The organism is Actinomadura chibensis NBRC 106107, assembly GCF_001552135.1.
GTDB lineage: Bacteria > Actinomycetota > Actinomycetes > Streptosporangiales > Streptosporangiaceae > Spirillospora > Spirillospora chibensis.
Window position 1 is genome coordinate 177,318 of the sequence record NZ_BCQP01000015.1, and the last position, 23,768, is coordinate 201,085.

Here is a 23,768-nt window from a genome sequence, read left to right on the forward strand (position 1 = left end):
CGGTGGACCGGACGTCCCGTTCCGCCTACCCAGCCCGCCGCCGCCCTACCATCCGGGCCCGGCGGGGCCGCCTCCCACCGCCGGGCCTGAGCAGATCGTCCAAGACATCTCGTCCCCTCCGTTGCCATCGTGGCGGTCCGCGCCCCTTGAAAGCGCGTCCCCGAAGCGCGTCCCCGAAGGAGGAATCGTTGGACGTCCCTCTGCGGCTCTCCCCCGCGACCATGCGAGACCTGGGCTACCGGGCGGTGGACGAGGTGGTCGCGCACCTCGCGACGCTCCGCGACCGGCCGGTCGGCGCCCCGCCCGACCGCGAGGAGATCGAGGCCTTCATGGACGCGTCGCTCCCCAAGGGGCCGAGGGACGCGATCGAGGTGATGAGGGAGGCGGTCGAGCACGTGCGCGAGTTCACCGTCCGCACCGACCACCCGCGCTTCCTCGCCTACATTCCCGGCCCGAGCACCTATGTGGGGGCCGTCGCGGACTTCCTCGCGTCCGGGTTCAACGTGTTCGCCGGGCAGTGGCTCGTCGGTTCGGGCCCGGCCGTCATGGAGCGGATCACGATCGACTGGCTGCGGACCGTGTGCGGGTTCCCGCCCACCGCCGGGGGCCTTTTCGTCAGCGGCGGCACGATGGCGAACCTGATCGCGATCCACGCCGCGCGGACGAGGTCCGGCGGCCGGTCCGGGCCGGTCTACGTCACGTCGCAGACGCACGGTTCGATCCGCCAGGGCCTCGGTTTCATCGGCTTCGGCGAGGAGCGGATCAGGTTCGTCGGCACCGACGACCGCCAGCGGATGGACCCGGCCTCGCTGCGCGAGCGGATCATGCGCGACCTGGACGCGGGCCTGCGGCCCTCATGCGTCGTCGCGACCGCCGGAAGCACCAGCACTGGCGCGGTCGACCCGCTCGACGACCTCGCCGACCTGTGCGCGGAGCACGGCCTGTGGCTGCACGTGGACGGCGCCTACGGCGCCGCGGCGGTCCTGTCGGAGAGCGCCGGGGACCTGCTGCGCGGCCTCTCCCGCGCCGACTCCCTCGCCCTCGATCCGCACAAGTGGTGGTACCAGCCGTACGAGGCGGGGTGCGTCCTCGTCCGGGACGAGACCGCGCTCATCGACGCCTACAGCATGAACGCCGAGTACCTGCGCGAGACGCGGCACGGCACCGCGCCGCTCAACTTCTACGACCTCGGCCCGCAGCTCACCCGCGGCTTCCGGGCGCTCAAGATGTGGATGAGCTTCAAGACCTTCGGCCTGGAGGAGTTCCGGCGGGCGGTCGAGCACGGGATCGCGCTCGCCGAGCACGCCGAGGCGCTGCTGTCGGACGGCGACCGGTGGGAGGTCGTCAGCCCGGCCCAGCTCGCGATCGTCACCTTCCGGCCCGTGCTGGACGGCGCGACGCCTGACCAGGTCGACGCCGTCACCCGGGAGATCGCCGCGAGCACCCTGCGGGACGGTTTCGCCCTGGTCCTGACGACGGAGATCGGGGACCGGCCCGTGCTGCGCCTCTGCGTCACCCACCCCGAGACGACGGCCCACGACATCGAGGAGACGGTCGCCCTGCTGGAGCGCCTCGCGGACGACGCGTCCCCGCCTCAGTTCCGGCGGTAGCGGCCCGGCGTCACCCCGACGATCCGGGTGAAGTGCCGGTGCAGGTGGCTCTGGTCGGCGAATCCCGTGCGGTGCGCGACCTCGGGCAGCGGCAGGCCCGACCTGACCATCGCCCGCGCCGCGTCGATCCGCCGGGACACGAGGTACTCGTGCGGCGCCATGCCGAGGTCGGCGTGGAAGCGCCGGACGAGGGTCGCCTGGCTCACCCGCGCCAGCGCGGCCATGTCGCTCAGCGACACGGGGACGGCGTAGTGGTCGTCCAGGTATTCGCGGAGGACGCTGACCACGCGCGACGGGGACGACGACGCGCCCTCGTCCCGCGCGTGCGTGCCGAACAGCAGGGCGAGCGCGCCCGCGACCGGCGCCGCCGCGGCGCCGGGGCGGGGTTCGCAGGCGGCGAGGAGCGCCTCGGCGCAACCCGGATCGTCGATGACGTGCTCGGTGAAGGTCGGCGCCGTCCGTCCGCCGTGCAGCGCCGCCGCCTCGGCCTCGGCGACGGTGATGACGACGTAGTCCAGGCCCGAGGTCGGATGCGTCCAACTGCGATGCGACTCGCCCGGGTGCAGGACGGTGATCATCCCGGCGTGCGCCTCGTGGAGGGTCCCGCCGACGTCGACGAACCCGACGCCGCCGCAGACGACCGCGAACGACCAGTCCCGGTGGGAGTGCCGGGGGAAGCGGTGGTCCGCGCGGACGCTGTTCCATTCCCAGTTCAGCGTCGACGAGGCCGACCTCCGCCGCGTCCTCCCCCGCATCCGATGATCTTAGCGGGGGCGAGGCGGGGAAACCCTCCGCTCGGCCCGGATCCGGCCACGCTCACCGCGAAAACAGTTCCACTGGTCCGGTTGCGGCGGCGCAAAACTAATAGGAAACTTACCTATTGAAAGGCTCCCACCCCCGCCCCAAGGAACCCCCATGTCCCTTGACACACGCCTTCGCCCCCCGCCGTCGCTCTCCTCCGAGCACCCGGCCCGCTACGCGCTCGCGATCGGACGGCTCCTCCTCGGCTGGCTCTTCCTCTGGGCCTTCCTCGACAAGCTGTTCGGGCTCGGCAAGCCCACCCAGGACGGCTGGTTGTCGGGCACCTCGCCCTCGAAGGGCTTCCTCAGCCACGCCGATGGACCGTTCAAGGAGATGTTCCACTCCATGGCCGGGCAGGTCTGGGTCGACTCCCTCTTCATGTTCGGGCTGGCGGGCCTCGGCGTCGCGCTCATCCTCGGCGTCTGCCTCCGCCTCGCCGCCGCCGGTGGAACGATCCTGCTGTTCATGCTGTGGGCCGCGTCCCTGTGGCCGGAGACGAACCCGTTCATGGACGAGCACTGGATCTACGCCGCGCTGCTGATCTCCGTCGCGGTCGCCGACGCCGGCACGACCCTCGGTCTCGGACGGATCTGGGCGCGGCTCCCGATCGTCCGCCGCTTCCCCGTCCTGCGCTGACGAAAAGGGCGTAGGAACGTCCCAAAACCGGCTCGCCCGCCTTTCCGGCCGGGCGAGCCGGCCGTTTTCGGAACGGCGGTGCCCGGTCGAGCGAGACGCGATCGCTCGCGGCGGCGCCGCCGGGCGGTCAGCGGGTGCGGCGGGTGAGCACCAGGGGGCCGTCCTCGGTGACGGCCACCGTGTGCTCGGAGTGGGCCGTGCGCGAGCCGTCGGCCGACCGGATCGTCCAGCCGTCGGGGTCGTAGACGATCCGGTCGGTCGTGCGGGCGAACCAGGGTTCGAGCGCGAGGGTCAGGCCGGGGCGGAGCTTCAGGCCGCGTCCCGCCCTGCCCTTGTTGGACACGTGCGGCGCCTCGTGCATGGTGCGGCCGAGGCCGTGGCCGCCGAACTCGTCGTTGACCGGGTAGCCGTAGTCGCGGGCGACCGCCCAGATCGCCGCCGAGATGTCGCCCACGCGGTTGCCGGGGCGCGCCGTCTCGATCGCCGCCTCCAGCGCCTCCTCGGTGGCGCGGATGAGCCGCAGGTCCTCCTCGGCGGGAGTGCCGACGACGACCGTGCACGCCGAGTCGGCCACCCAGCCGTCGATGCCGACCGCGATGTCCGCGCTGAGGACGTCCCCGTCCCGCAGGACGTAGTCGTGGGGCAGCCCGTGCAGGACGGCGTCGTTGACCGACAGGCAGATGACGTTGCGGAACGGGCCGTTGCCGAACGACGGCGCGTAGTCCCAGTAGCACGACTCGGCGCCGCGCCGCTTGATCATGGCGCGGGCGTGGTGCTCCAGGTCCAGGAGGTTGACGCCGACGGCGGCGCGCTCGCAGACCTCGGTGAGCACCTCGGCGACGAAACGCCCGGCGACGTGCATGCGCTCGATCTCCGCGGGCGTCTTCAGTTCGATCACGAGTACCTCACGTAGCGTCCGAATGGTGCCGGTATTACTATACCGAAACCTTAGCGCTTGACGGTATAGAAATACCAGTCCTACCCTTGGCGCATGGTCCGGCAACCGCTCACGCCCGAACAGATCGAGGCCGGCAGGCGCCTCGGCGCCCTGCTGCGCGACGCGCGGGCGGGCCGCGACCTCGCGGAGGTCGCGCGGGCGGCCGGGATCTCGCCGGAGACGCTGCGCAAGATCGAGACCGGTCGGCTGCCGTCCCCGGGGTTCGGCACGATCGTCCGCCTCGGCGAGGCGCTCGGCCTGCCGGTGCAGGACCTCGCGGCCGCCTGGCGCGGCGGCGCCCTGCCGCTGGAGGCGGCCTCCTGACCGCCGACACCGCGGCGCTGCGGGCGCGGCTGCGGAATGTCCGCTGGATCGGCGGCGGCAGCGGCGCCGGGAAGACGACCCTCGCGCGGCGCATCGCGTCCCGGCACTCGCTTCGCCTGTATTCGACCGATGACGTCATGGCGGACCACGCCGCCCGCAGCACTCCGGAGGACGCTCCCCATCTCAGCGCCTTCAAGGCCATGAGCATGGACGAGCGGTGGGTGACCCGTTCTCCGGAGACCATGCTCGACACCTTCCACTGGTTCCGGGGCGAGGGCTTCGGGCTGATCGTCGAAGACCTGCTGCGCCTTCCGGCGGACACCGGCGTGGTGGTCGAGGGCTTCCGGCTGCTGCCGCGTCTCGTCCACCCGCTGCTCGCCGACCCCGGCCGCGCGGTCTGGCTCCTCCCGACGCCGGAGTTCCGCGAGGCCGCGTTCGACGGACGCGGCTGGGACATTCCGAACAGGACCGGCGATCCCGAACGGGCCCGGCACAACCTCCTCGAACGCGACCGGTTGTTCACCGACCTCCTCTCCGCGGAGGCGAGGCGGCTCGGGCTGGCCGTCATCGAGGTCGGCACCGCGATGGACGAGGACGAGTCGGCCGCGCGGGTGGCGCGGGCGCTCGGCCTGTGAACCGGAGTGACATCTGAACCGGAGTGACATCGTCCTCACCATCCGCCGACCCGGCACCCCGCGGCGGCCCGTTGGACGAGGCTGGGAAGCGCCCGGCGCGCCCCCGCGCGTCGGCCGTCCGACGCCGGGAGGCCCTCGTGGAATACGTCGAGATCGAGCACAAGTACCTCGTCGACGACCCCGCGCCGCTGCGGGCCGTCCTCGCCGGACGCGGCGCCCGGCCGGGGCCCGCCGTCCGGCAGGTCGACACCTACTACAACGCCCCGCACCGCGACCTCCTGGAGACGCCCGTCGTCACCGAATGGCTGCGCATCCGCCGGACGGACGGCGGCGCGTCCCTCAACTTCAAGAAATGGCACCTCGACGACGACGGCGAGGCGACCCACTGCGACGAGTACGAGAGCGACGTCACCGACGCCGAGGCGGTCCGCCGCACCCTGCGGGCCCTGGACTTCACGCAGATGGTGAGCGTCGACAAGGTGCGCGAGGAATGGACGCTCCCCGGCGGCCGGATCGCGGTCGCCTTCGACACCCTCGCCGGCGTCGGCAGCTTCGTGGAGTTCGAGTTCAAGGGCGACGCCGAGACCGTCCCCGCCGCCATCGAGGAATTGGCGGCGTTCGTCGGCGGACTCGGCGTCCCGCTCGGCGAGCGGATCCACCGGGGCTATCCGCACATGCTGCTCGGCCGCGACCGGTGATCCGGCCTCACCGCCGGGACGGCGGGGCGGCCCGTCCCGTGTACGGGGCAAGGGGAAGCGGCCGCCCGGTCAGGAAGGCGGTGACGGTCGAGCGGTAGAGGGCGGGCTGCTCGGCCTCGATGACGTGCCCGGCGTCCGGCACCTGGACGAGCCGCGCGCCCGGGATCACGTCGCGGTACTCGCGGGCGATCTCCCATTTCTTGTACTCGCATTCCCCGCGCAGGATCAGCGCCGGCACCGCCACACGGCGCAGGGCCGGACGGGGGTCGGGCGCCTTCAGCATGTCCTCGGAGATCATCTGGTTGGAGTAGAACCCCGACCGCGACGCGGCCTCGCGCAGCGGGCGCCCGGGACGGCACGTCGCCGCCGACCCGACGGACGACAGCAGCTCGTCGAAGAGCGGGTCCAGCTCCGCGTCGGGCAGCAGCGCGTGCGCCGAGCGCGGGTTGACGGCCATGAGCAGCGACCAGGCGACGAGCTGCGGACGGTTCTCCAGGTCGTCCATCCGCCGCCGCTGGGCCGGGGTCAGCCGGTCCCAGATCTCCCCCTCGCCCGACTCCTCCCACTCCGGCGCCCACAGCGCGCCGGGCGAGGTGAAGACGACGCGGGCGACCCGGCCGGGATGCGCGGCGAGGTAGGCGGCGGCGAGCGTCGCGCCCCACGAACTGCCCGCGAGGACGAGCCGGTCCGCGCCGATCCGCAGCCGGATCGCCTCCAGGTCGGCGACCTGCCGGGCCACCGTGTACCCGGCCGGGTCGGCCAGCCGCCGCGAGCGCCCGGACCCGAGCTGGTCGTAGGTGTACACGTCGAAGCCGGTCGCGGCGAGGGCGCGGTCGAGGTCGTCCGGTCCCGCGCCGGGGGTGCCGGGGCCGCCGTGCAGCCGGACGACCGGGTCGGCCCGGCGCGGCCCGCGCGCCGGGGTGAACGTGTAGGCGATGCGCGAGCCGGTGGGGAGCCCCCAGTAGCGGGTGTCCTGCGGCGGGAGGGCGGTGGCGCGGACGCCGATCGGCCGGAAGACCAGCAGGTGGCCCGCGACCGCCACGAGCGCGGTCACGGCCGCTGCGGCGAGGACCGCGACCGGTGCGCGGCGGCGCGCGCGGGCGAGGCGTCCGCCCAGGTACGCGACCGCGCCGCAGACCGAAGCGGCGGCGGCCAGGGCGATCGCCGCGCAGGCGGGCAGGGGCGCGTCGGCCGCCGCGCCGAGGAGGAACGCGGCGACGGCGGCGGCCGGGGCGAGCAGCGCGCCGAAGAGGACGAGCGCACCGCCGCCGATCCGGCGCGCGTGCAGGGACACAGGTGTCGAAGTCATGCCGCGACGGTAGGAACGGCCGCCGCGCGAGGTCGTCCCTCCGGGAGGATGCGATCGGTCCCCCCGGAGGGGTACGGATCGTCCTCCGGCCGGACGATTCCCCAGATCGGGGGCGTTCCGTACGCTGACCGCCATGGACCTTCGACGGTGGGGCCCGGACCGGTCCGCCGGGCGCCGGTGGCACTGGGTGGCGCTGGACGTCCTCGTCGCCTACGTTTCGGCGGTCATCACGATCGGGGACTCCGACGTCACCGCGTCGCCGCTGCACGGCCCGGTCGCCGCGCGGGCGGCGGCCGTGGTGTGGTTCGCGGCGATCGCCGGGCGCCGGTTCGCCCCGGCGACCGCGCTGTGGGCGTCGGCGGCGGCGACCGTCGCGACGGTCCTCGCCGGGTATCCGCTCACCAACCTGTCGGCGGCGTCCGCGCTGGCGCTGACGATGGTCGCGCAGACCCGGCCCCGGCCGGACGCCGTGCGGCTCGCCGCCGTCCCGGTCGCGGCGGCGCTCGCCGCGCTCGCCGCCGCGGGCACGGAGGCGCTCGTGCTCGGCGCGGCTTTGCACGGCGGCGCGCTGCTCGCCGGGGACGGCGCCCGGTCGCGCTTCGAGGCCGCCGAGGCACTGCGGGCGCACGAGGCCGAGCGCGCCGCCGCGCTCGGCCTCCGCGCGCTCGCCGACGAGCGCGCGAGGATGGCCCGCGAGCTGCACGACGCCGTCGGGCACGCCGTCACGGTCATGGTCACGCACGCCGGGGCGGCCCGGCTGTCCCTCGGGGACGAGCGCGCGGACGTGCGCCGCTCGCTGCGCGGCATCGAGGACGTCGGCCGCGCCGCGCTCGGCGACCTCGACCGCGTCCTCGGCCTGCTGGACGACGCCGGTCCCCCGGACCTGCCCGCCGCGCTGCGCGGCCTGGTCGCCGGGCTCCCGCCCGGGCTCCGCGCCGACCTGACCGTGGACGGCGCCCTCCCGCCGGTCGCGGAGCCGGTGGCGCGGGCGGTGCACCGGATCGTCCAGGAGTCGCTGACGAACGTCGTCCGGCACGCGTCCGCCGGGACGGTCCGGATCGCGGTGGCCCGCGCCGGGGACGGCCTGCGGGTCACGGTGACCGACGACGGCGCCGCCGCGCCGGGCCCGCCGGGGCGCGGGATCGCCGGGATGCGCGAGCGCGCCGCCGGGCTCGGCGGGACGTGCGAGGCGGGCCCCGCCCCGGGCGGCGGCTGGCGCGTCGAGGCGCGCGTCCCCCTCACCGCGCGGGCCGCCGCGTGATCCGCGTCCTGCTCGCCGACGACGAGGAGCTGATGCGCGCGGGCCTGCGCGTCATGCTCCAGACGCAGCCGGACATCACCGTCGTGGGAGAGGCCCCGGACGGCGCGCGGGCCGTCCGGAGCACCGCCGCGCTCGCGCCCGACGTGGTGCTGATGGACGTCCGGATGCCCGTCCTGGACGGCGTCGCCGCCACCGCCGAGATCACCGCGCGGCACCCGGCGTCCCGGGTGCTGGTGCTGACCACGTTCGAGCTGGACGAGTACGTCTTCGCCGCCGTCCGGGCCGGGGCGGCCGGGTTCCTGCTCAAGCGGTCCCCGCCGGAGACGCTGATCGAGGGCGTCCGGACGATCGCCTCCGGCGAGGGCCTGCTCGGCCCGTCGGTGACCCGGCGGCTGCTCGCCGAGTTCGCCCGCACCTCCCCCGCCCCGCCGGACGCGGCGGCGCGCCGCCGCCTGGACCGGCTCACCGACCGCGAGTACGAGGTCCTGCTGCTGGTAGCGCGCGGGCTGTCGAACGCCGAGATCTCGGCGCGCCTCCACATCGGGGAGGCGACGACCAAGACGCACGTGAAGCGCGTCCTGGCCAAGCTCGACCTGCGCGACCGGATCCAGGCGGTCGTGTTCGCCTTCGACAACGCCCTCGTCCACCCGCGCGGCTGAGCGGCGGCCGTCAGCCCTCCGGGGGCTCTCCGGCCCAGGCGGCGCGGAGCAGGCGGGTCACGCCGTCGCGGGTCACGGGCGCGGGGTTGGCGAACGAAGCCCCGACGACCTGCTCGCCGATCGGGTCGATGTCGCCCTCGGACATGCCGAGCGAGCGCAGCGACCGCGGCGCGTCGAGGGAGCCCGCGAGGTCCCAGAGGCGGCGGGCGGGGTCGTCCGCGTCCAGCGCCCGCGCCAGCGCCTCGACCGCCTCGGGCGCGGACGCCGCGTTGTGGGCGAGGGCGTGGGGCAGCAGCACGGTGTGGGTCTCGGCGTGCGGGAGGTCGAGCGTCCCGCCGAGGGCGTGGCACAGCCTGTGGTGCAGGCCCATGGTCGTCACCCCGAGGACCGCGCCGCACAGCCACGCCGCGTACAGCGCCTTCGCGCGGGCGTCGCGGTCGCCGCCGCCCGCGCGCACGGCCGGGAGCGCACCGGTCATCGCGCGCACGCCCTCCCCCGCCAGCAGCGCGGTGATCGGCGACCGGTCGGGCGCGTACAGCGCCTCGACCGCGTGCGCGACCGCGTTGAACCCGCTGGTCACCGACACGGCGGCGGGCAGGGCGAGGGTGAGGTCCGGGTCGTACAGGACGGCGGCGGGCAGCACCCGCGGGTCCTTCCCGGTCCGCTTGCGGCCGTTCTCGGTGAGGCCCCAGGTGGGGGTCATCTCCGACCCCGAGTACGTCGTCGGGACGGCGACGACCGGCAGCCCGTGTTCGAGCGCGACGGCCTTCCCGAGCCCGACGGCCGACCCGCCGCCGACCGCCACGCAGCCGTCCGCGCCCAGCTCGGCGGCGCGGTCGCGGGCGCGCCGCGCCACTTCCACCGGCACGTGCATGCGCGCCTCGGCGAGGACCCCCGCCGACCGCTCCCCCAGCGCGTTCGAGACGGACTCCCCGAGCCCGCGCCGCCGGGGCGAGCAGAGCACGAGCACGCGCCGCAGCCCCAACCGGTCGACCTCCTCGGGCAGGGCCGCGACGACACCGGACCCGAACCGCACCCGCATCGGCAGCGCGTCATAAGAGAAGGAGGTCTGCAGCATCCTCGCCCTTCCTCACCGAACTCGACGCCTGAGCCCGGCCCACATTACGGCAGCCCATAATTCGTCCATGGAGCCGGATGAGGAAGCGCAGTGGCACGCCGAGGCAGACCGCGCCTTCAAAGCCCTCCTGGCCCAGGCCAACACACGACCGCCGAACTCACGGCCGTCCCTCGCGGACGAAGTGGAGGGCGAAGCGGCCGACTGGCTCGTGGGCCTCGCGCTGAGATGCGACGTCGAGCGATGGTGCCTGCGGCTCGGCGACGGCCTCCCGTCCGGACATCCCTTGCTCGGGCTCTCAGCGTTGTGCGTCGGGCACCTGTCGCGGCGCTTCGGCTTCGTGAGCGCCGAAGCGCGCACCCTCGTCGAAGAACTGGCGGCGCGCTGCCGGCGCGACCCTTCGGACGTCGATGGGAACGCGCTCAGCGGGCTTGAGGACGTCGAATGCTTCGCGCCCCGGCGGCCATGAGGCGCGGGGCGCGGATCAGGATCCTGCTCGCGGCCGGGCGCCCGACTGCCCCGAGGTGGTGCTGTAAGGATGTCGTATGGGCAAGGTGAAGCGGCTGCCGCGCAAGGTGTACGAGCCGGAGCTCGCGCGGCTCCAGGCGGAGCTGGTGAAGGTGCAGGAGTGGGTGCGCAACGAGGGCGCCCGCGTCGTCGTGGTGTTCGAGGGGCGCGACGCCGCCGGAAAGGGCAGCACGATCAAACGCGTCACCGAATACCTCAATCCGCGCGTCGCCCGGATCGCGGCGCTGCCCGTTCCGTCCGACCGCGAGCGCACGCAGTGGTATTTCCAGCGCTATGTGGAGCACCTACCGGCGGCGGGGGAGATCGTCCTGTTCGACCGCTCCTGGTACAACCGGGCGGGCGTCGAGCGCGTCATGGGTTTCTGCACCCGGCAGGAGTACACGCGCTTCCTGCACCAGTGCCCGATCTTCGAGCGGCTGCTGGTCGAGGACGGCATCCTGCTGCGCAAGTACTGGTTCTCGGTGAGCGACGACGAGCAGGAGCGCCGTTTCCGCAGCCGCCTCGACGACCCCATGCGGCGGTGGAAACTGTCGCCCATGGACTTGGAGTCCATCACCCGCTGGGAGGACTATTCGCGCGCCAAGGACGAGATGTTCGTCCACACCGACATTCCCGAGGCGCCCTGGTACGTCGTGGAGAGCGAGGACAAGAGGCGCGCGCGGATCAACATGATCGCCCATCTGCTGTCGACCATTCCCTACCACGCGGTGGAGCCCCAGCCGTTGGAGCTGCCCAAGCGTCCGCCCGCGAAGGGCTACGAGCGGCCGCCGCGCGACATGCAGACCTACGTCCCCGACCATTCCGCGGATCTCGGATGACTCCGTAGCGGCGGGGACGGGACGGCGGCGCCCGCCGCTCGTACGATTGGCCCGTGTCGTCCCTTCTGCGTTCCGTGCGCGCGGAGCCCCGTCCCCCCGGCCCGCCGCCGCGCGGACGGCGGGACTGGGCGCTGGTCGCGGCGCTGGCCCCGGTCGCCGTCCTGGAGGGCGTGCTGCGCCCGGACCTCCCCTGGCGGTGGACGTCGGTCGTCCTCACCGTCGCGCTGCTGCCCACCCTCCTCTGGCGGCGGACGAGCCCGCTGCTCATGGTCGCGATCGCGTTCGGCGCCTGCGGCCTCGCGGGCCTGCTGACGACCGGCGCGGCGCCGGGCCTGAACGCGATGGCGTTCGTGCTGCTCCTCGCCTACGCGCTGGTCCGCTGGGGGTCGGGGCGCGAGGCCGTCGCGGGCGCCGCGATCGCCTACGGCAAGGTCGTCCTGTCTGTCGCGTTCGACGGCATGGGCGGCGCGGACGCCTTCGGCGCGTTCGCGATCCTGTCCGCGGCGATGGCGGCGGGCGGCGCGCTGCGGTACCGGGCGCGGGCGCGGCAGCGCGAGCTGGAGCAGGCGAAGCTGCTCGAACGCGAGCGCCTGGCCCGCGACCTGCACGACACCGTCGCCCACCACGTGTCGGCGATCGCGATCCGCGCGCAGGCGGGCCTCGCGACCGCCGCCGCCGACCCGGACGCCGCGACCGACGCGCTCCGCGTGATCGAGACCGAGGCGTCCCGGACGCTCACCGAGATGCGCGCGATCGTCCGCGTCCTGCGCGCGGACGGCGCGCCGGAGGAGGCGGCCGGGCAGCGCGTCGGGGACGTCGCGGCGCTGGCGAGCGCGGCCGAGTCGGGCCCGGCCGTGGAGGTGCGGATGTCCGGCGACCTCGGCGCGGTGCCGCCGCCGGTCGCGGCCGTCGTGTACCGGCTCGCGCAGGAGTCGGTGACGAACGCGCGGCGGCACGCCCGCCGCGCCACCCGCATCGAGGTCAGCGTCGCGGCCGACGACACCGCGGTCCGGCTGCGGGTCCGCGACGACGGCGAGCCCGCCGGGCCGCGCCCGGCGGGCGCGGCGGGCTACGGGCTCGCCGGGATGCGCGAGCGCGCGGGCCTGCTCGGCGGCACCTGCGAGGCGGGCCCCGACCCCGAGCGCGGGTGGACGGTCACGGCCGTCCTGCCGCGCGCCGGGTGGGCGCGGTGAGCATCCGCGTCGTCCTCGCCGACGACCAGGAGATCGTCCGCACCGGGCTGCGGATGCTGCTCAACGCGCAGCCGGACATCGAGGTCGCCGCCGAGGCGGCCGACGGGCGGCGGGCCGTGGAGCTGGCGCGGCGGCTGCGGCCCGACGTGTGCCTGTTCGACATCCGCATGCCCGTCCTGGACGGCATCGAGGCGACCCGCGCGCTCGCCGGGCCGGCCGTCCGGGACCCGCTGGCCGTCGTCGTCATCACGACGTTCGACCTGGACGACTACGTGTACGCCGCGCTCAAGGCGGGCGCGCGCGGGTTCCTGCTGAAGGACGCGGGCTCCGCGCTGCTGTCCCAGGCCGTGCACGCGGCGGCGGGCGGCGACGCGCTCATCACCCCGAGCGTCACCGCGCGGCTGCTGGACGCCTTCGCCGCGACCGGCCCGGCCGCCGGGCCGCCCGCCCAGCCCGTCGACGCGCTGACGGACCGGGAGGAGGAGATCCTCCTCGCCGTCGCCCGGGGGCGGACGAACAACGAGATCGCCCGCGAGCTCCACATCACGCTGAGCACGGTGAAGACCCACATCACCAGCCTGATGGGGAAGCTCGGCGCCCGGAACCGCGTGGAGATCGCGATATGGGCGTACGAGACGGGCCGCGTGCGGAACCGTCCGGGCGCCTGAGCGCCGCCCGCACGCCGCCGCCGCCGAAAGTACGGCGCTCCGCTCAGACCAATGGACGGCCCGGCCGTGGCCGTTCTCCCGATGAGCCCCAACGCCTCCCCCGGCAGGATCGAGGCGAGAACGACGGGAGCGCCGCCGGACGCGGCGCGGGCGGGAGGGCGGGGACGTGATGAAGGCGATCGTCCAGGACGGGTTCGGCGCACCGGAGACGCTGCGGGCGATGGAGGTCGAGCTCCCTTCCATCGGCCCGGACGACGTGCTCGTCCGGGTGCACGCCGCCGGGGTGAACCCATACGACTGGCACGTCCTGCGCGGCAGCCCCTACGTCGCGCGGCTGATGCCGGGCGGCCTCGGGCTGACCCGGCCGAAGGAGCGGATCGCGGGGCTGGACGCGGCCGGACGGGTCGAGAAGGTCGGCGCGAACGTGCGCGGGCTGCGGCCGGGCGACGAGGTGTTCGGCTTCTGCCCCGGCGCGTTCGCCGAGTACGCGCGCGCGAAGGCGGACCGGCTCGCGCCGAAGCCTGCGGGCCTGTCCTTCGAGGAGGCGGCGGCGCTCCCCCTCGCGGCGACGACCGCGCTGCGGGCCGTCCAGGACGTGGCGGAGGCGCGCGCCGGGCAGCGGCTGCTCGTCAACGGCGCCGCCGGCGGGATCGGCACCTGCGCCGTGCAGATCGCCGCCGCCGCCGACGTCGAGGTGACGGGCGTGTGCGGCACCGGGAACGTCGGCCTGGTGCGCTCGATCGGCGCCGCCGAGGTCGTCGACTACACCAAGGACGACTTCACGCGCGGGCGCCCGCCCTACGACGCCATCCTCGACAACGTGGGCAACCGGCCGCGCCGCCACCTGCGCCGGGCCCTCACGCCGGACGGCACGCTCGTCGTCAACGCGGGCGGCGCGCCCGGCGAGGTGATCGGGGCGATCGGGCCCATGGTCGGCGCGGCGCTGCTGGACCGGTTCGTCCGGCAGCGGCTGCGCGTCGTCCCGACCCTGCTGCGCCGCGACGACCTGCTAGCCGTCGCCGGGCTCGTCGAGTCCGGACGGCTCGTGCCCGTGCTGGACCGGAGCCATCCGCTCTCCGACGCCGCCGAGGCCGTCCGGTACGTCGAGCGCGGGCACGCGCGCGGCAAGGTCGTCCTCACCGTGCCCTGAGCGGCGGACCGTCCGGACGGCGGCGAACGCGACGAGCGCCGCGCTCGTCAGGATCATGAGCGCGACCACGACCCACTCGCTGGAGCCGTCCGGGCCGTAGACGCGGCTGGCCCGGCCGACGTCGACGGCCTTGGTCCGCGCGCCTTCGCGGAGCGGGTCGCGGCCGCCCTTGAGGGACACGTCCGCCCGGTGGATCCTGCCGTCGTCGGAGGTGAATTCCCCGGTCCATGCGCAGCTCTGGTGGCCCGGATGCCGGACGCATTGCAAATGGCGCGCCGTGAACACGCCGGGGACCCCGTCCGCGCGGGCGGCGCGCACGGCCGGGGCGATATTCGGAACGGCCAGATAGAGCAGATAGAGCGCCGCCAGAACCAGGACGACGGTCAATCCGTGAGAACGGCGCCCGCGGGCCATCTCCGGACCCCTTGTCAGAGCGAATCGGCGGCGCAGGTGCAGCGCATCCGGTCGCGCTCGGCGCCGTTCGGCCGCCGGTGCAGGACCATCGCGACCACCATCGGCGCGAAGACGATCGCGTTGTAGAACAGGTGGAGCTCGACGCGCGGGGCGATGAGCTGGATGACGCTCGTCGGGACCGGGCGGCCCGCGATGTTGTGCCCCGTGCTCGCCTGCACGAGCAGCAGCAGGTGCTCGAAGTGGTGCCAGATCTGGATCACCAGTGCCACGTTCCACCAGGTCCGCGACCTGCCGACGAACCCGGGCCGGAGCAGGACGAGCCCGATCAGCATCACGAGCGCGTACCCGTAGTGCATCCACTCGGACGTGACGAGCCACGGGAACGGGAGCCCGAGGACGCCGCGCGACTCCTTCACCGACCAGCCCAGCCCCCAGATCTGGACGGCCTGCGCGATGTGCTCGGCCCAGTGCGCCACGACGACGAAGAGGAACAGGCCGAGCCCGGCCCGGTGGTAGCGCTGGTTGAGAGGTCGAAGTCCGGTGTCGAATCGCCTCGGGAGTGCAGCGTCCGTCGCCATTACGATGATCTCCGTCCGTCCCGCTTCGGTCCTGCCGCTTTTTCCTTTCCATCCAACGTTGGCGGCGGGCCGCGCACCACTCATGGATTGCTCTCCACCGCATGTTGATGTTGGCGGATTCCGGCCACAAAAGAGAACGGCCGTTCGCGCGTGGCGCGCGGCCGGTTCGGCTGGAATGGCGTGGGTGAGGAACGCCCACGGTCGCAGCGTCCGCCTGACGGCGTTGCTCGCCGCCCTGTCCGCCGCCGCCTCCTGCTCGGTGTCCGGCGACCGGCCCCTCGACAAACCGGACCAGCACCAGCGCGGGATCGCGCTGCCGTCGTGGAGCACCGACGACTACGGCGGGCCGCGGGCGGGCGCGTACGTCGCGGCCGTCGCCGCGACCGGCGCGACCTGGATCCAGCTCACCCCGACCTGGTACCAGCGGTCGCCGCGCGACTCCGCGATGCGCCCGACGGAGGAGACGGCGAGCGACGCGAGCCTGCGGCACATCATCGGCCTGTCCCGCCGGGCCGGGCTGCGCGTCCTGCTGAAACCGCACGTGGACCTGCCCGGCGACCAGGACCGCGCCGCGATCAGGCCGCGGGACGCCCGCTCCTGGTACGCGGCCTACACGCGGCTGATCGTCCACTACGCCGACCTGGCCCGCGAGACCGGCGTCGACGAGCTGGCCGTCGGGACGGAACTCGCCGGGCTGTCGGGCGATCGCGCGCCGTGGCTCGGCGTCGTCCGGGAGGTCAGGTCGAGGTTCCACGGGCCGCTCGTCTACGCCGCCAACTACGACGAGTTCGAGCACGTGGCGTTCTGGGACGTCCTCGACCTGATCGGGATCGACGCCTACTGGCCGCTGGCGAGCCGGCCGACCGCCGACCCCGCCGCGCTGCGCCGCGCGTGGCGGCCGATCCTGCGGGAGGTCGGCCGGTTCGCGGCGCGGCACCGGCGGAAGGTGCTGTTCACCGAAGCCGGGTACGTGAGCCAGCGCGGCAGCACCACCGAGCCGTTCGCCTGGGACATCGCCGACGTGGACGGCTCGGCCGAGCAGGCCGCCGCCTACGACGCCCTCCTCGCGAGCTGCGCCGGGCTGCCGTGGTGGGCGGGCGTCCACTGGTGGATGTGGGACGACTGGCCGGGCGCGGCCGAGACCCCGCGGCGGCTGTCGTACTCGCCGCACGGCAAGCCCGCGGAGCGGGTCCTCCGGCGCTGGTGGCGTCCACGCTGACGGCCGCCCGCGCCGGAGGACCCGCGGCCGTCACGGGATCAGCGTCGCCGGGTCGACGAACGTGTAGCCGAGGCCGCGGATGCCGTCGACGATCTCGGTGAGCGGGCCGGTCCCGTTGTAGGGGTGGTAGAAGGTGCTCGCGAAGCCGTCCCGCACGGCGAGGTTGTACCGCGCCGCCCGGATGATGTCGGCGGGCAGGCGCGGCGGGAGGTTGTTGTAGGGGTCGGGCTCGTAGTTCCCGAGGTTCTCCGGCAGGACGGTCGCGCCGCCGATGTCGCGGACCGGGTAGGGGAAGAACTGGCCGATGTAGCGGTGCCCGTCGACGGGCCCGCCGGAGAGCTGGCCCGAGAAGTACAGGCTGCGCTCCAGCCGGGCGGCGTAGCTCTGCTTGACCGCGCCGTAGTCGGTGACGGACGCGGCGTAGTGCGGGGTCGTCCAGATCGTCGGGGTGGGCAGGCCGACGGGCGCGTAGGCCAGCTTCCCGGTGATGATCCGCCCGGCCGCCCAGGGCCCCGAGTCCTCGGCCACGGGACCGTCGAGGACGACGTTGTCGCCCGCGTCGATGTGGGCGCGGAAGAACTCGAAGTCGTCGCCGGTCGCGCCCGTGTAGGGGTTCTGGGCGCTGCGGTACTGGTGGGTGTAGCCGTGCGCCACGATCCGTCCGCCGTGCGAGGCCATGTACCTCAGGGCGTTCACGACCTGGGGACGCTGCGCCAGCGTGACCGTCTCAGGGACGCCGTTGTTGTAGGCGCCGTTCGGGTCGGTGTAGACGGGGATCACCTGGAACGCGTACGGGATGTTCTGCGCGTTCAGGTACTGCGCGACGGCCATCAGCTCGGCGGGGTCGCTGTCGGGGTTGATGTCCTCCAGCCGCAGGACGGCGCGGTGCCGCGTGGCCGTGCTGGGGGCGAGGGCGTCGAACAGGAGGTCGTGCCAGGCGATGATCCGGTCGGTCTCCTTCGTGTAGGCGTAGGGGATCTCGCCGAGGTAGGTCAGGTTGGACGACCTGACCGCCCACGGGAAGGTGGTCTCCGGCGTGGTGCCCGTGTCGCGGGCGAGGGCGAGCGTGGTCACCGCCGACGGGTTCGTGATGTAGGGGCGGAGGATTCCGCCGTCCGCCCCCTGCGGGACGGTGCGCGTCAGCGGCTGGTCCTTGTAGTCGACCCGCGCCACGTTCCCGACCCCGAAGAACGACTGGGTCGGGTCCCAGCCGTACTTGGCGGTGAACGCGGGGACGCCCGCCTTGCCCGCGAGCGTCCAGATGTTGTCGTTCATCCACACGACGGGCTTGGCCGTGGCGACGACGTCGGCGTAGAAGGCGTCCGGGATCGCGTCCGGGATCGAGCCGCCGTAGTAGGTGGAGCCGATGTAGATCGTGGCCGTGTGCTGCTCGACCTCGCCGGCCGTGTACTGCGAGACGGGCTTCGCCGTGACCGCGCCGAAGTGCCCGGCGAGGTTCGCGGTGGCCATCCCGTACAGCTCGCCGAGGAACCCGTAGGGCCCGGCCGAGTCGTAGAGCACGAGCGCCGAGGCGCTCCCGGCGGCCCGCGGGGCCACCGCGGCGCCGGTCGCGACCTTGATCCCCGTGAGCTGCCGGGTCGCCGGGCGCTCCTTCCTCCTGCGCTGGTCGGCCGTCGCCTGGCTCTTCGCCCAGTCCTTCAGCTTGAGCGCGGACGCCGGGCGTCCGAGGGCGAGGTCGTCGCCGTGCGCGTGCCCGTGCGCGGGCCCGGCCCGTCCGGGCGCCGCGGCGGCGGTCGCCGCCGGGGCGGCCAGCGCCGTCACCGCCGCCAGCACCACCGCCAGCACGGCCGCCGGCGGTCTCCCCGCTTTTCGGCTGCGCCAATTCATGGTCATCGAACCGCCTCCGCGTCCTTTAACGAAGCGTGAAAAGTGCGGTACCCCGCGTGGAATGTCGTATCACGTCTTGATTAATTGATCTAGCCGTGGCACGATCCGGCCGATCCGCAGCATTTCCCGCTTCTCGACTTTGACAGGACTTTACTTCGCGGTACCGTTCTCGCGGAACAGTTGGCCCGTCCCGGTCTGGGACGGGAACGGGGGTCCCGCATCGGTCGTAGACGGCTACGAAGAATGTGGTACGCCCACTCCGTCAGGCTGTGAATACCGGGGGGTCGCCGACGTTGTACATGAAATCTTCTCTGGGTTCCCTGCTCGTCTTCGCGGGGATCGTCGCGCCCCCCGGCCGGACGCCCGTCATGCATGTGGCCCGCGCCCTGCTGCAGATAACCGGAATGGGATTCGGCATTTACTTCATGGCCGCTTTCGGTCTTTTCCTGGCCGGCGCGCGGATGCGCGGCGCGGCCGGGCCGCGGCGCGGACATCCGCAGGAGTCGCCGTGATGGGCCAGCTCACGGTCGCCGGCAGCCTGGCGATCATCGTGTTGGCGGTCGCGTACAACGGCGGGATGTTCGTCCTGTCCCGGCGCCGGATACCGCTGCCCGACGACCCCGGCAAGCAACGCACCTATGTTTTCATGCTCGCGTGCCTGAACGAGGAAAAGGTAATAGGTGAGAGTCTGTCACGTCTCCTCGACCTTCCGCTGGATGACTTTCTCGTGCTCGTCGTCGACGATGCATCCGATGATGAGACGGCCCGTATCGCGGCCGCGGCGGGCGCGTCCGCACCCGGCCGAGTCCATATCCTCAGCCGCGCGTTCCCGGACGCCCGCAAGGGAAAAGGGGCGGCCCTCAACGCCGGGCTCGACTGGCTCGCCGAATCGGAGCTGCTGGCCGGAAAGGATCCGCGTGACGTCGTCATTTGCGTGGTCGACGCGGACGGCCGCCTCGACCGGCACGCGGCCGCCCAGGTCGATCCCTTCTTCAATGATCCGGAAGTGGGCGCCGTGCAGGTGGGCGTGCGGATGTACAACCGGCACGGCCGCCTTCTCGCCCGGTTGCAGGACATGGAATTCGTCGTCTACGGCGAGATCTTCCAGGGCGCCCGCCGCCACATCGGCAGCGTCGGGATGGGCGGCAACGGACAGTTCATGCGGCTGGCCGCGCTGCGCTCGCTGACCGGACGGCCCTGGAGCGACTGCCTCACCGAGGACCTCGACCTCGGCGTCCGCCTGATCGCCGCCGGCTGGACGAACGCCTACTGCGGCACGGCGGCCGTCCACCAGCAGGCCGTCCTCACCCTCGGGCGGCTGCTGCGGCAGCGGTCCCGCTGGTTCCAGGGGCACATCCAGGCGTCGCGGCTGGCGCCGCTGATCCTGCGGGAGGTCGCGCCGCGCCCGGCGGCGGACCTGCTCTACCACCTGTCGAGCCCGGCGCTGCTGCTGCTCACCTCGCTGCTGCCGGTCGCGTTCGCCCTCATGCTGGGCGACACGGCCGTCGCCTCGGTCAAGGCCGGGCACAGCCTCATGTCGGTGTGGTGGCTGCCCTGGTTCTACGTCATGACGTTCGGGCTCGCCGCCGCCTACGCGTTCGTGTACCGCAGGCGCGAGCCGGTGAGCCGGCTGCACTCGCTCTTCCTCGGCCACCTCTACGTGATCTACGGCTACATCTGGTTCGTCTCCGGGTGGTGGGCCGTCGGCCGCCTCCTCACGGGCCGCCACACCTGGCTCAAGACCGCGCGCACCTGAGGCCGGGACCCGGCCGCACCTCCCCCGGCGCGACGGGCGGCGCCACCGCGTCCGGCCCGCGCGCGACCCCAGCATGCCCACCATCCTGCGAGGAGCAGAAAGATGGCTGTCCTTCCCCGGCACGACCCTGCCCGGAACCAGTCATGGGACGCCGTGCCCGAGCCCCCGGTCCGCGCCATGGTCGTGCTCGGCACCCGGCCCGAGGCGATCAAGCTCGCGCCCGTCGTCCGCGCGCTGGACGCCTCGCCGTCCTGCGAGCCGTACGTGGTGAGCAGCGGCCAGCACCGCGAGATGCTCGCGCCGATGCTGACGGCGCTCGGCCTCAAGGCGCACACCGACCTCGCCGTGATGCGGGACCGGCAGCGGCTGGCCGGGCTCACCGGGCGGCTCGTCACCGCGCTCGACGAGGCGATCCGCGACGAGCGCCCGGACGTGGTGGTCGTACAGGGCGACACGACCACCGCGATGTGCGGGGCGCTCGCCGCGTCCTACGAGCGGATCCCGGTCGCCCACGTCGAGGCGGGGCTGCGCACCGGCGACCTGTACGACCCGTTCCCCGAGGAGCTGAACCGGCGGCTGATCGGCCGCATCGCCCGCTGGAACTTCGCGCCGACCGAGCGCGCCGCCGCGCACCTGCGCGCCGAGGGCGTCCCGGAGGGGCAGGTCCTCACGACCGGCAACACGGTCATCGACAACCTCCAGTGGATACTCGACCGGGGGGAAGGCGAGCCCGCGTTCCGCACCGGCGGCAAGCGGATCCTCGTGACCCTGCACCGCCGCGAGAACCAGGGCGGCGGGATGCGCGGGATCGCGGGGGCCGTCCGGCGGCTCGCCGACCGGGGCGACTGCGAGGTGCTGCTGCCGCTGCACAAGAGCCCGGCGGTGCGCGAGTCCCTCCTGCCCGGCCTGTCCGGGCACCCCGGCATCACGATCTGCGAGCCGCTCGGCTACCCCGACTTCACCGCGACGCTTGCGGCGTGCGACCTCGTCCTCACCGACTCGGGCGGCGTGCAGGAGGAGGCGCCGAGCCTCGGCAAGCCGGTGCTGGTGCTGCGCGCCACCACCGAGCGGCCGGAGGCGGTCGACGCGGGCGTCGCCCGGCTCGTCGGCACCGACCCGGCGGCGGTGTTCGCGGCGGCGTCCCTGCTGCTGGACGACGCGTCCGAGCGCGACCGGATGGCCCGCGCCGTCAACCCGTTCGGGGACGGCCGGGCCGCGGACCGGATCGTCCGGGCGATGGTCGGTGACTGCCTCCGGCCACCCTCGGCGCGCGGGCGGGCGTCGGGCTGATCCGTGCCGCATCATGGCAGCCATGTCGCCCTCGGCCGAGCGCTCCCTGCCCCGGTGGTCGCCGCTGGTCGCGCTGGCCGTCCTCGTCACCGCCGCGTCCCTCGCGACCGTCCCCGACTGCGGCGGCGGTGACCCGTTCGTGCGGTGGCGGGACGGCACCGACCACGGCCCGTGGCGGTCGGTGTTCGACGGCCACGGCGCCAACGGGGCGCGCGGCGACGTCGTCTCGCTGCGGCCGCGGGAGGCGACCGATCCGGCGGAGACGCACGCCGGGCTGGTCGTCTCGCGGACCCGCTACGGCGGGATGGAGTACCGGCTCCGCGCCCGCACCGTCGCCCAGCTGCGGGAGCGGAAGCCCAATCCGTGGGAGGCCGCCTGGGTCGTCTGGGGCTATTCCGACCCGAGCCGCTTCTACTACTTCATCCTGAAGCCGACCGGCTGGGAGCTGGGCAAGCGCGACCCCGCCTACCCGGGCGGCCAGCGCTTCCTGGCGACCGGGCGGCGCGCCTTCGCGCTCGGCCGCTGGTACCGGGTCGCCGTCGTGCACCGCGGCCCGGGCATGTCCGTGCGGGTGGACGACCGGGACGTCACCGCCTTCACCGACGCGGAGCGCCCGTACACCGCGGGCTCCGTCGGCCTCTACACCGAGGACGCGGAAGTCGAGTTCCGCGACATCTCCGTACTCGCCCGCCACTGAGGCCGCCCGCACACCGGCCGCGGCCGTGCCGTGGCCGTGCCGTGGCCGTGCTGTTGCCGTGCTGTTGCCGTGCCGTGGCTGCGGCTTTCAACGCTTCACCGCCGTCGTTCACATTTCAACTTGGGGAATATGCATATGTTTCCCGGCGGCCGACTTCGGTCAACAGAGAAATTATTCATCATTTAGGAAAGGCTAACCTTAATTAGTATTACCTAAGTAGCCGAATGGCTACTTGAATGCGGCCGAAGTCACGGCGGCAATCTGATCACGCCCCTGATCACCGATCGGCTTGGACGGCGTTGGACGGGCGGGCTTCCGGTCTTCCCTAACGGCGGGAGCCGCACCGCGGCGGGCGCCGGCGGAGGCCGGCGGGATCGCCGCAGGATGGGCCTCGAATTCGCCGGACCGGCGGAATTCAACTCGAAAATTCTGAGCTGGCCGCCGCCCGGGCGGCGCTGCCAGCATGTGCGTCATGGAAGGTGACAGGGAAATCATCGCGCTGCTCAACGAGCAGCTCACCGCTGAACTCACGGCCGTCCACCAGTTCTTCCTGCACGCCAAGATGCAGCAGGACTGGGGCTACGTCAGGCTCGCGAAGCACACCCGCTCGGAATCCCTCGACGAACTGAAGCACGCCGAGCGGCTCACCGAACGGATCCTCTTTCTGGAAGGAGCGCCCAACTACCAGACAATCCACACGCTGCGGATCGGGCCGAACGTTCCCGAACAACTCAGGGCCGACCTCGCCCTGGAGATGGAGACGGTGGCGCGCCTGCGTCCCGGCATCGAGCTGATGCGCTCGCGCGGCGACGTCACCTCCGCGCGGATCTTCGAGGAGATCCTCGCGGAGGAGGAAGAGCACGTCGACTATCTGGAGACCGAACTCGGCCTCCTCGATTCCCTCGGCGAGCACAACTACCTGCAGCGGCTCACCGACGCGCCCGGAGAGGACTTCACCGAGCCCGTCTAATGGCATCGCAATAGTGGACCAGGCTCCATTCGGCGGCGGAACGCGCCGGAGCGGACGTCCACCCGTCCCGCGCGAGCCCGCTCCCCCCGACCGGTGCGGGCGGCGCGGACCGACATCCCACCCCCGCGGCCGGGCGGCCGGACGGGCGACCGCCCCGTCCGCCGTCCGGCCGCCCGTGATCGGCCGAGTCCGGCGGCGGATCCATCGAGAAAGGAGCGCGACCATGACCGACACCGACATCGCGGGCACCGCTCTCGCGGCGCCGGCGGACCGGCTGGTCCTGGAGATGTGGCGGACGCCCGTCTACCAGGCCGACTGCGCCGGCGCCGCCGAGCACCTCCCGGCGCTGCGCGGGCTGATCCTCGACGCGGCGCGGCCCCCCGGGGCGACCGGCGCGGACGACCTGGAGCCGGGCGTGATCGAGTCGTCCCGGACGATGCAGAACTGGGACGCCCCCGCGATCGGCTGGCTGCGGCGGCAGATCGGCATCGCCGGGGACGCGCTCGCCCGCGCCGTGCTCGGCGACGCGGCGGGCGAGGTCGGCGAGTACGAGATCGAGGCGTGGGCGGTGGTCCACCGGTCCGGCGCCGCGCCGCGGCCGGACGCGCGCCGCGACTCGGCCTGGTCGGGCGTGCTGCCGGTGGACGGCGGCGACGGCGACGCCGGGCACCTGCGGCTGCTCGACCCGCGGCCA

The 23,768-nt window shown here is 73.6% G+C and carries 25 protein-coding genes; 19 read left to right on the forward strand and 6 right to left on the reverse strand.

Translation table 11 applies throughout. The features are described 5' to 3' along the window. Positions 1 to 188 precede the first annotated feature (188 nt). A complete protein-coding gene (locus ACH01S_RS09005; RefSeq protein ID WP_169809231.1) occupies positions 189 to 1,610 on the forward strand; it encodes a pyridoxal phosphate-dependent decarboxylase family protein in 1,422 nt (473 codons plus the stop codon). On the opposite strand, the gene ACH01S_RS09010 is transcribed toward ACH01S_RS09005, so the two are convergent. Continuing rightward, on the reverse strand, positions 1,595 to 2,365 hold the full coding sequence (locus tag ACH01S_RS09010; RefSeq protein ID WP_067887706.1) for an AraC family transcriptional regulator: 771 nt from the start codon (positions 2,363 to 2,365) through the stop codon (positions 1,595 to 1,597). The genes ACH01S_RS09005 and ACH01S_RS09010 overlap by 16 nt on opposite strands. A 160-nt stretch (positions 2,366 to 2,525) precedes the next feature. Between ACH01S_RS09010 and ACH01S_RS09015 the strand changes: the two genes are divergently transcribed. Then, positions 2,526 to 3,047, forward strand: a complete 522-nt coding sequence (locus ACH01S_RS09015) for a DoxX family membrane protein (RefSeq protein WP_067887708.1) — start codon at positions 2,526 to 2,528, stop codon at positions 3,045 to 3,047. 127 nt (positions 3,048 to 3,174) lie between these two features. Here the strand turns inward: ACH01S_RS09015 and map are convergent, their stop codons facing one another. Then, a complete protein-coding gene (gene map, locus ACH01S_RS09020; RefSeq protein WP_067887711.1) occupies positions 3,175 to 3,945 on the reverse strand; it encodes a type I methionyl aminopeptidase in 771 nt (256 codons plus the stop codon). A 93-nt stretch (positions 3,946 to 4,038) separates the two neighbouring features. On the opposite strand from map, the gene ACH01S_RS09025 reads away from it, so the two are divergent. The 3 genes from ACH01S_RS09025 (at position 4,039) to ACH01S_RS09035 (ending at position 5,641) form a co-directional block, all read left to right on the forward strand. After that, positions 4,039 to 4,308, forward strand: coding sequence for a helix-turn-helix transcriptional regulator (locus ACH01S_RS09025; RefSeq protein ID WP_067887714.1), 270 nt, complete (start codon positions 4,039 to 4,041; stop codon positions 4,306 to 4,308). A 137-nt stretch (positions 4,309 to 4,445) separates the two neighbouring features. Further along, positions 4,446 to 4,943: a hypothetical protein gene (locus tag ACH01S_RS09030; protein ID WP_218010190.1), complete on the forward strand. Its 498-nt coding sequence runs from the start codon at positions 4,446 to 4,448 to the stop codon at positions 4,941 to 4,943. A 137-nt stretch (positions 4,944 to 5,080) separates the two neighbouring features. After that, positions 5,081 to 5,641, forward strand: a complete 561-nt coding sequence (locus ACH01S_RS09035; RefSeq protein WP_067887717.1) for a class IV adenylate cyclase — start codon at positions 5,081 to 5,083, stop codon at positions 5,639 to 5,641. Between the two features lie 7 nt (positions 5,642 to 5,648). Here ACH01S_RS09035 and ACH01S_RS09040 read toward each other — a convergent pair whose 3' ends face one another. Continuing rightward, the gene (locus ACH01S_RS09040) at positions 5,649 to 6,950 is read right to left on the reverse strand and encodes an alpha/beta fold hydrolase (RefSeq protein WP_169809232.1); all 1,302 of its coding nucleotides are present in this window, start codon (positions 6,948 to 6,950) and stop codon (positions 5,649 to 5,651) included. A 133-nt stretch (positions 6,951 to 7,083) separates the two neighbouring features. On the opposite strand from ACH01S_RS09040, the gene ACH01S_RS09045 reads away from it, so the two are divergent. Both ACH01S_RS09045 and ACH01S_RS09050 read left to right on the forward strand, forming a co-directional pair. Then, entirely contained in the window at positions 7,084 to 8,211 is a 1,128-nt protein-coding gene (locus tag ACH01S_RS09045; protein WP_067887723.1) for a sensor histidine kinase, read from the forward strand. Further along, entirely contained in the window at positions 8,208 to 8,870 is a 663-nt protein-coding gene (locus tag ACH01S_RS09050) for a response regulator transcription factor (protein ID WP_083980477.1), read from the forward strand. The genes ACH01S_RS09045 and ACH01S_RS09050 overlap by 4 nt, the downstream gene beginning before the upstream one ends. A 10-nt stretch (positions 8,871 to 8,880) precedes the next feature. Here the strand turns inward: ACH01S_RS09050 and ACH01S_RS09055 are convergent, their stop codons facing one another. After that, positions 8,881 to 9,948, reverse strand: a complete 1,068-nt coding sequence (locus ACH01S_RS09055) for a maleylacetate reductase (RefSeq protein ID WP_067887726.1) — start codon at positions 9,946 to 9,948, stop codon at positions 8,881 to 8,883. Positions 9,949 to 10,015: 67 nt separating this feature from the next. On the opposite strand from ACH01S_RS09055, the gene ACH01S_RS09060 reads away from it, so the two are divergent. From ACH01S_RS09060 to ACH01S_RS09080, 5 genes are all read left to right on the forward strand, one after another. Next, the gene (locus ACH01S_RS09060; RefSeq protein ID WP_218010191.1) at positions 10,016 to 10,414 is read left to right on the forward strand and encodes a hypothetical protein; all 399 of its coding nucleotides are present in this window, start codon (positions 10,016 to 10,018) and stop codon (positions 10,412 to 10,414) included. A 76-nt stretch (positions 10,415 to 10,490) separates the two neighbouring features. Next, positions 10,491 to 11,291: a polyphosphate kinase 2 gene (ppk2, locus tag ACH01S_RS09065; RefSeq protein ID WP_067887729.1), complete on the forward strand. Its 801-nt coding sequence runs from the start codon at positions 10,491 to 10,493 to the stop codon at positions 11,289 to 11,291. Between the two features lie 53 nt (positions 11,292 to 11,344). Further along, positions 11,345 to 12,484: a sensor histidine kinase gene (locus tag ACH01S_RS09070; protein WP_067887732.1), complete on the forward strand. Its 1,140-nt coding sequence runs from the start codon at positions 11,345 to 11,347 to the stop codon at positions 12,482 to 12,484. Next, on the forward strand, positions 12,481 to 13,152 hold the full coding sequence (locus ACH01S_RS09075; protein ID WP_067887837.1) for a response regulator: 672 nt from the start codon (positions 12,481 to 12,483) through the stop codon (positions 13,150 to 13,152). Before ACH01S_RS09070 ends, ACH01S_RS09075 begins: the two co-directional genes overlap by 4 nt. A gap of 169 nt (positions 13,153 to 13,321) precedes the next feature. Continuing rightward, the gene (locus ACH01S_RS09080) at positions 13,322 to 14,302 is read left to right on the forward strand and encodes an NAD(P)-dependent alcohol dehydrogenase (protein ID WP_067887734.1); all 981 of its coding nucleotides are present in this window, start codon (positions 13,322 to 13,324) and stop codon (positions 14,300 to 14,302) included. Positions 14,303 to 14,730: 428 nt separating this feature from the next. Here ACH01S_RS09080 and ACH01S_RS09085 read toward each other — a convergent pair whose 3' ends face one another. Next, a complete protein-coding gene (locus tag ACH01S_RS09085) occupies positions 14,731 to 15,294 on the reverse strand; it encodes a hypothetical protein (protein ID WP_067887745.1) in 564 nt (187 codons plus the stop codon). Between the two features lie 184 nt (positions 15,295 to 15,478). On the opposite strand from ACH01S_RS09085, the gene ACH01S_RS09090 reads away from it, so the two are divergent. Next, entirely contained in the window at positions 15,479 to 16,513 is a 1,035-nt protein-coding gene (locus ACH01S_RS09090) for a glycoside hydrolase family 113 (protein ID WP_218010192.1), read from the forward strand. A 30-nt stretch (positions 16,514 to 16,543) separates the two neighbouring features. Here the strand turns inward: ACH01S_RS09090 and ACH01S_RS09095 are convergent, their stop codons facing one another. Next, positions 16,544 to 18,367, reverse strand: coding sequence for a DUF2334 domain-containing protein (locus ACH01S_RS09095; protein ID WP_067887752.1), 1,824 nt, complete (start codon positions 18,365 to 18,367; stop codon positions 16,544 to 16,546). Positions 18,368 to 18,660: 293 nt separating this feature from the next. On the opposite strand from ACH01S_RS09095, the gene ACH01S_RS09100 reads away from it, so the two are divergent. The 6 genes from ACH01S_RS09100 to ACH01S_RS09125 form a co-directional block, all read left to right on the forward strand. After that, complete coding sequence (locus ACH01S_RS09100) at positions 18,661 to 18,873, forward strand: hypothetical protein (RefSeq protein WP_148344657.1); 213 nt, start codon at positions 18,661 to 18,663, stop codon at positions 18,871 to 18,873. Next, a complete protein-coding gene (locus tag ACH01S_RS09105) occupies positions 18,873 to 20,117 on the forward strand; it encodes a glycosyltransferase family 2 protein (protein WP_067887759.1) in 1,245 nt (414 codons plus the stop codon). The genes ACH01S_RS09100 and ACH01S_RS09105 overlap by 1 nt, the downstream gene beginning before the upstream one ends. Positions 20,118 to 20,219: 102 nt before the next feature. Continuing rightward, a complete protein-coding gene (wecB, locus tag ACH01S_RS09110; RefSeq protein ID WP_218010193.1) occupies positions 20,220 to 21,407 on the forward strand; it encodes a non-hydrolyzing UDP-N-acetylglucosamine 2-epimerase in 1,188 nt (395 codons plus the stop codon). 22 nt (positions 21,408 to 21,429) lie between these two features. Then, positions 21,430 to 22,104, forward strand: coding sequence for a 3-keto-alpha-glucoside-1,2-lyase-like domain-containing protein (locus tag ACH01S_RS09115; RefSeq protein ID WP_067887765.1), 675 nt, complete (start codon positions 21,430 to 21,432; stop codon positions 22,102 to 22,104). 472 nt (positions 22,105 to 22,576) lie between these two features. Then, positions 22,577 to 23,074, forward strand: a complete 498-nt coding sequence (gene bfr / locus ACH01S_RS09120; RefSeq protein ID WP_067887839.1) for a bacterioferritin — start codon at positions 22,577 to 22,579, stop codon at positions 23,072 to 23,074. Positions 23,075 to 23,297: 223 nt separating this feature from the next. Then, positions 23,298 to 23,768, forward strand: a 471-nt coding sequence (locus ACH01S_RS09125) for a hypothetical protein (RefSeq protein ID WP_067887768.1), incomplete at its 3' end; no start/stop codon positions are given.

Excerpts from the sequence above, each read along its gene's own strand:
- ACH01S_RS09055 (WP_067887726.1), bottom strand. The coding sequence starts at position 9,948 with ATGCTGCAGACCTCCTTCTCTTATGACGCGCTGCCGATGCGGGTGCGG.
- ACH01S_RS09100 (WP_148344657.1), top strand. The coding sequence starts at position 18,661 with ATGAAATCTTCTCTGGGTTCCCTGCTCGTCTTCGCGGGGATCGTCGCG.
- ACH01S_RS09030 (WP_218010190.1), top strand. The coding sequence starts at position 4,446 with ATGGCGGACCACGCCGCCCGCAGCACTCCGGAGGACGCTCCCCATCTC.
- ppk2 (WP_067887729.1), top strand. The coding sequence starts at position 10,491 with ATGGGCAAGGTGAAGCGGCTGCCGCGCAAGGTGTACGAGCCGGAGCTC.
- ACH01S_RS09015 (WP_067887708.1), top strand. The coding sequence starts at position 2,526 with ATGTCCCTTGACACACGCCTTCGCCCCCCGCCGTCGCTCTCCTCCGAG.
- ACH01S_RS09080 (WP_067887734.1), top strand. The coding sequence starts at position 13,322 with ATGAAGGCGATCGTCCAGGACGGGTTCGGCGCACCGGAGACGCTGCGG.
- ACH01S_RS09115 (WP_067887765.1), top strand. The coding sequence starts at position 21,430 with ATGTCGCCCTCGGCCGAGCGCTCCCTGCCCCGGTGGTCGCCGCTGGTC.
- bfr (WP_067887839.1), top strand. The coding sequence starts at position 22,577 with ATGGAAGGTGACAGGGAAATCATCGCGCTGCTCAACGAGCAGCTCACC.
- ACH01S_RS09105 (WP_067887759.1), top strand. The coding sequence starts at position 18,873 with ATGGGCCAGCTCACGGTCGCCGGCAGCCTGGCGATCATCGTGTTGGCG.
- ACH01S_RS09060 (WP_218010191.1), top strand. The coding sequence starts at position 10,016 with ATGGAGCCGGATGAGGAAGCGCAGTGGCACGCCGAGGCAGACCGCGCC.
- ACH01S_RS09045 (WP_067887723.1), top strand. The coding sequence starts at position 7,084 with ATGGACCTTCGACGGTGGGGCCCGGACCGGTCCGCCGGGCGCCGGTGG.
- wecB (WP_218010193.1), top strand. The coding sequence starts at position 20,220 with ATGGCTGTCCTTCCCCGGCACGACCCTGCCCGGAACCAGTCATGGGAC.
- ACH01S_RS09095 (WP_067887752.1), bottom strand. The coding sequence starts at position 18,367 with ATGACCATGAATTGGCGCAGCCGAAAAGCGGGGAGACCGCCGGCGGCC.
- ACH01S_RS09085 (WP_067887745.1), bottom strand. The coding sequence starts at position 15,294 with ATGGCGACGGACGCTGCACTCCCGAGGCGATTCGACACCGGACTTCGA.
- ACH01S_RS09040 (WP_169809232.1), bottom strand. The coding sequence starts at position 6,950 with ATGACTTCGACACCTGTGTCCCTGCACGCGCGCCGGATCGGCGGCGGT.
- ACH01S_RS09025 (WP_067887714.1), top strand. The coding sequence starts at position 4,039 with ATGGTCCGGCAACCGCTCACGCCCGAACAGATCGAGGCCGGCAGGCGC.
- ACH01S_RS09010 (WP_067887706.1), bottom strand. The coding sequence starts at position 2,365 with ATGCGGGGGAGGACGCGGCGGAGGTCGGCCTCGTCGACGCTGAACTGG.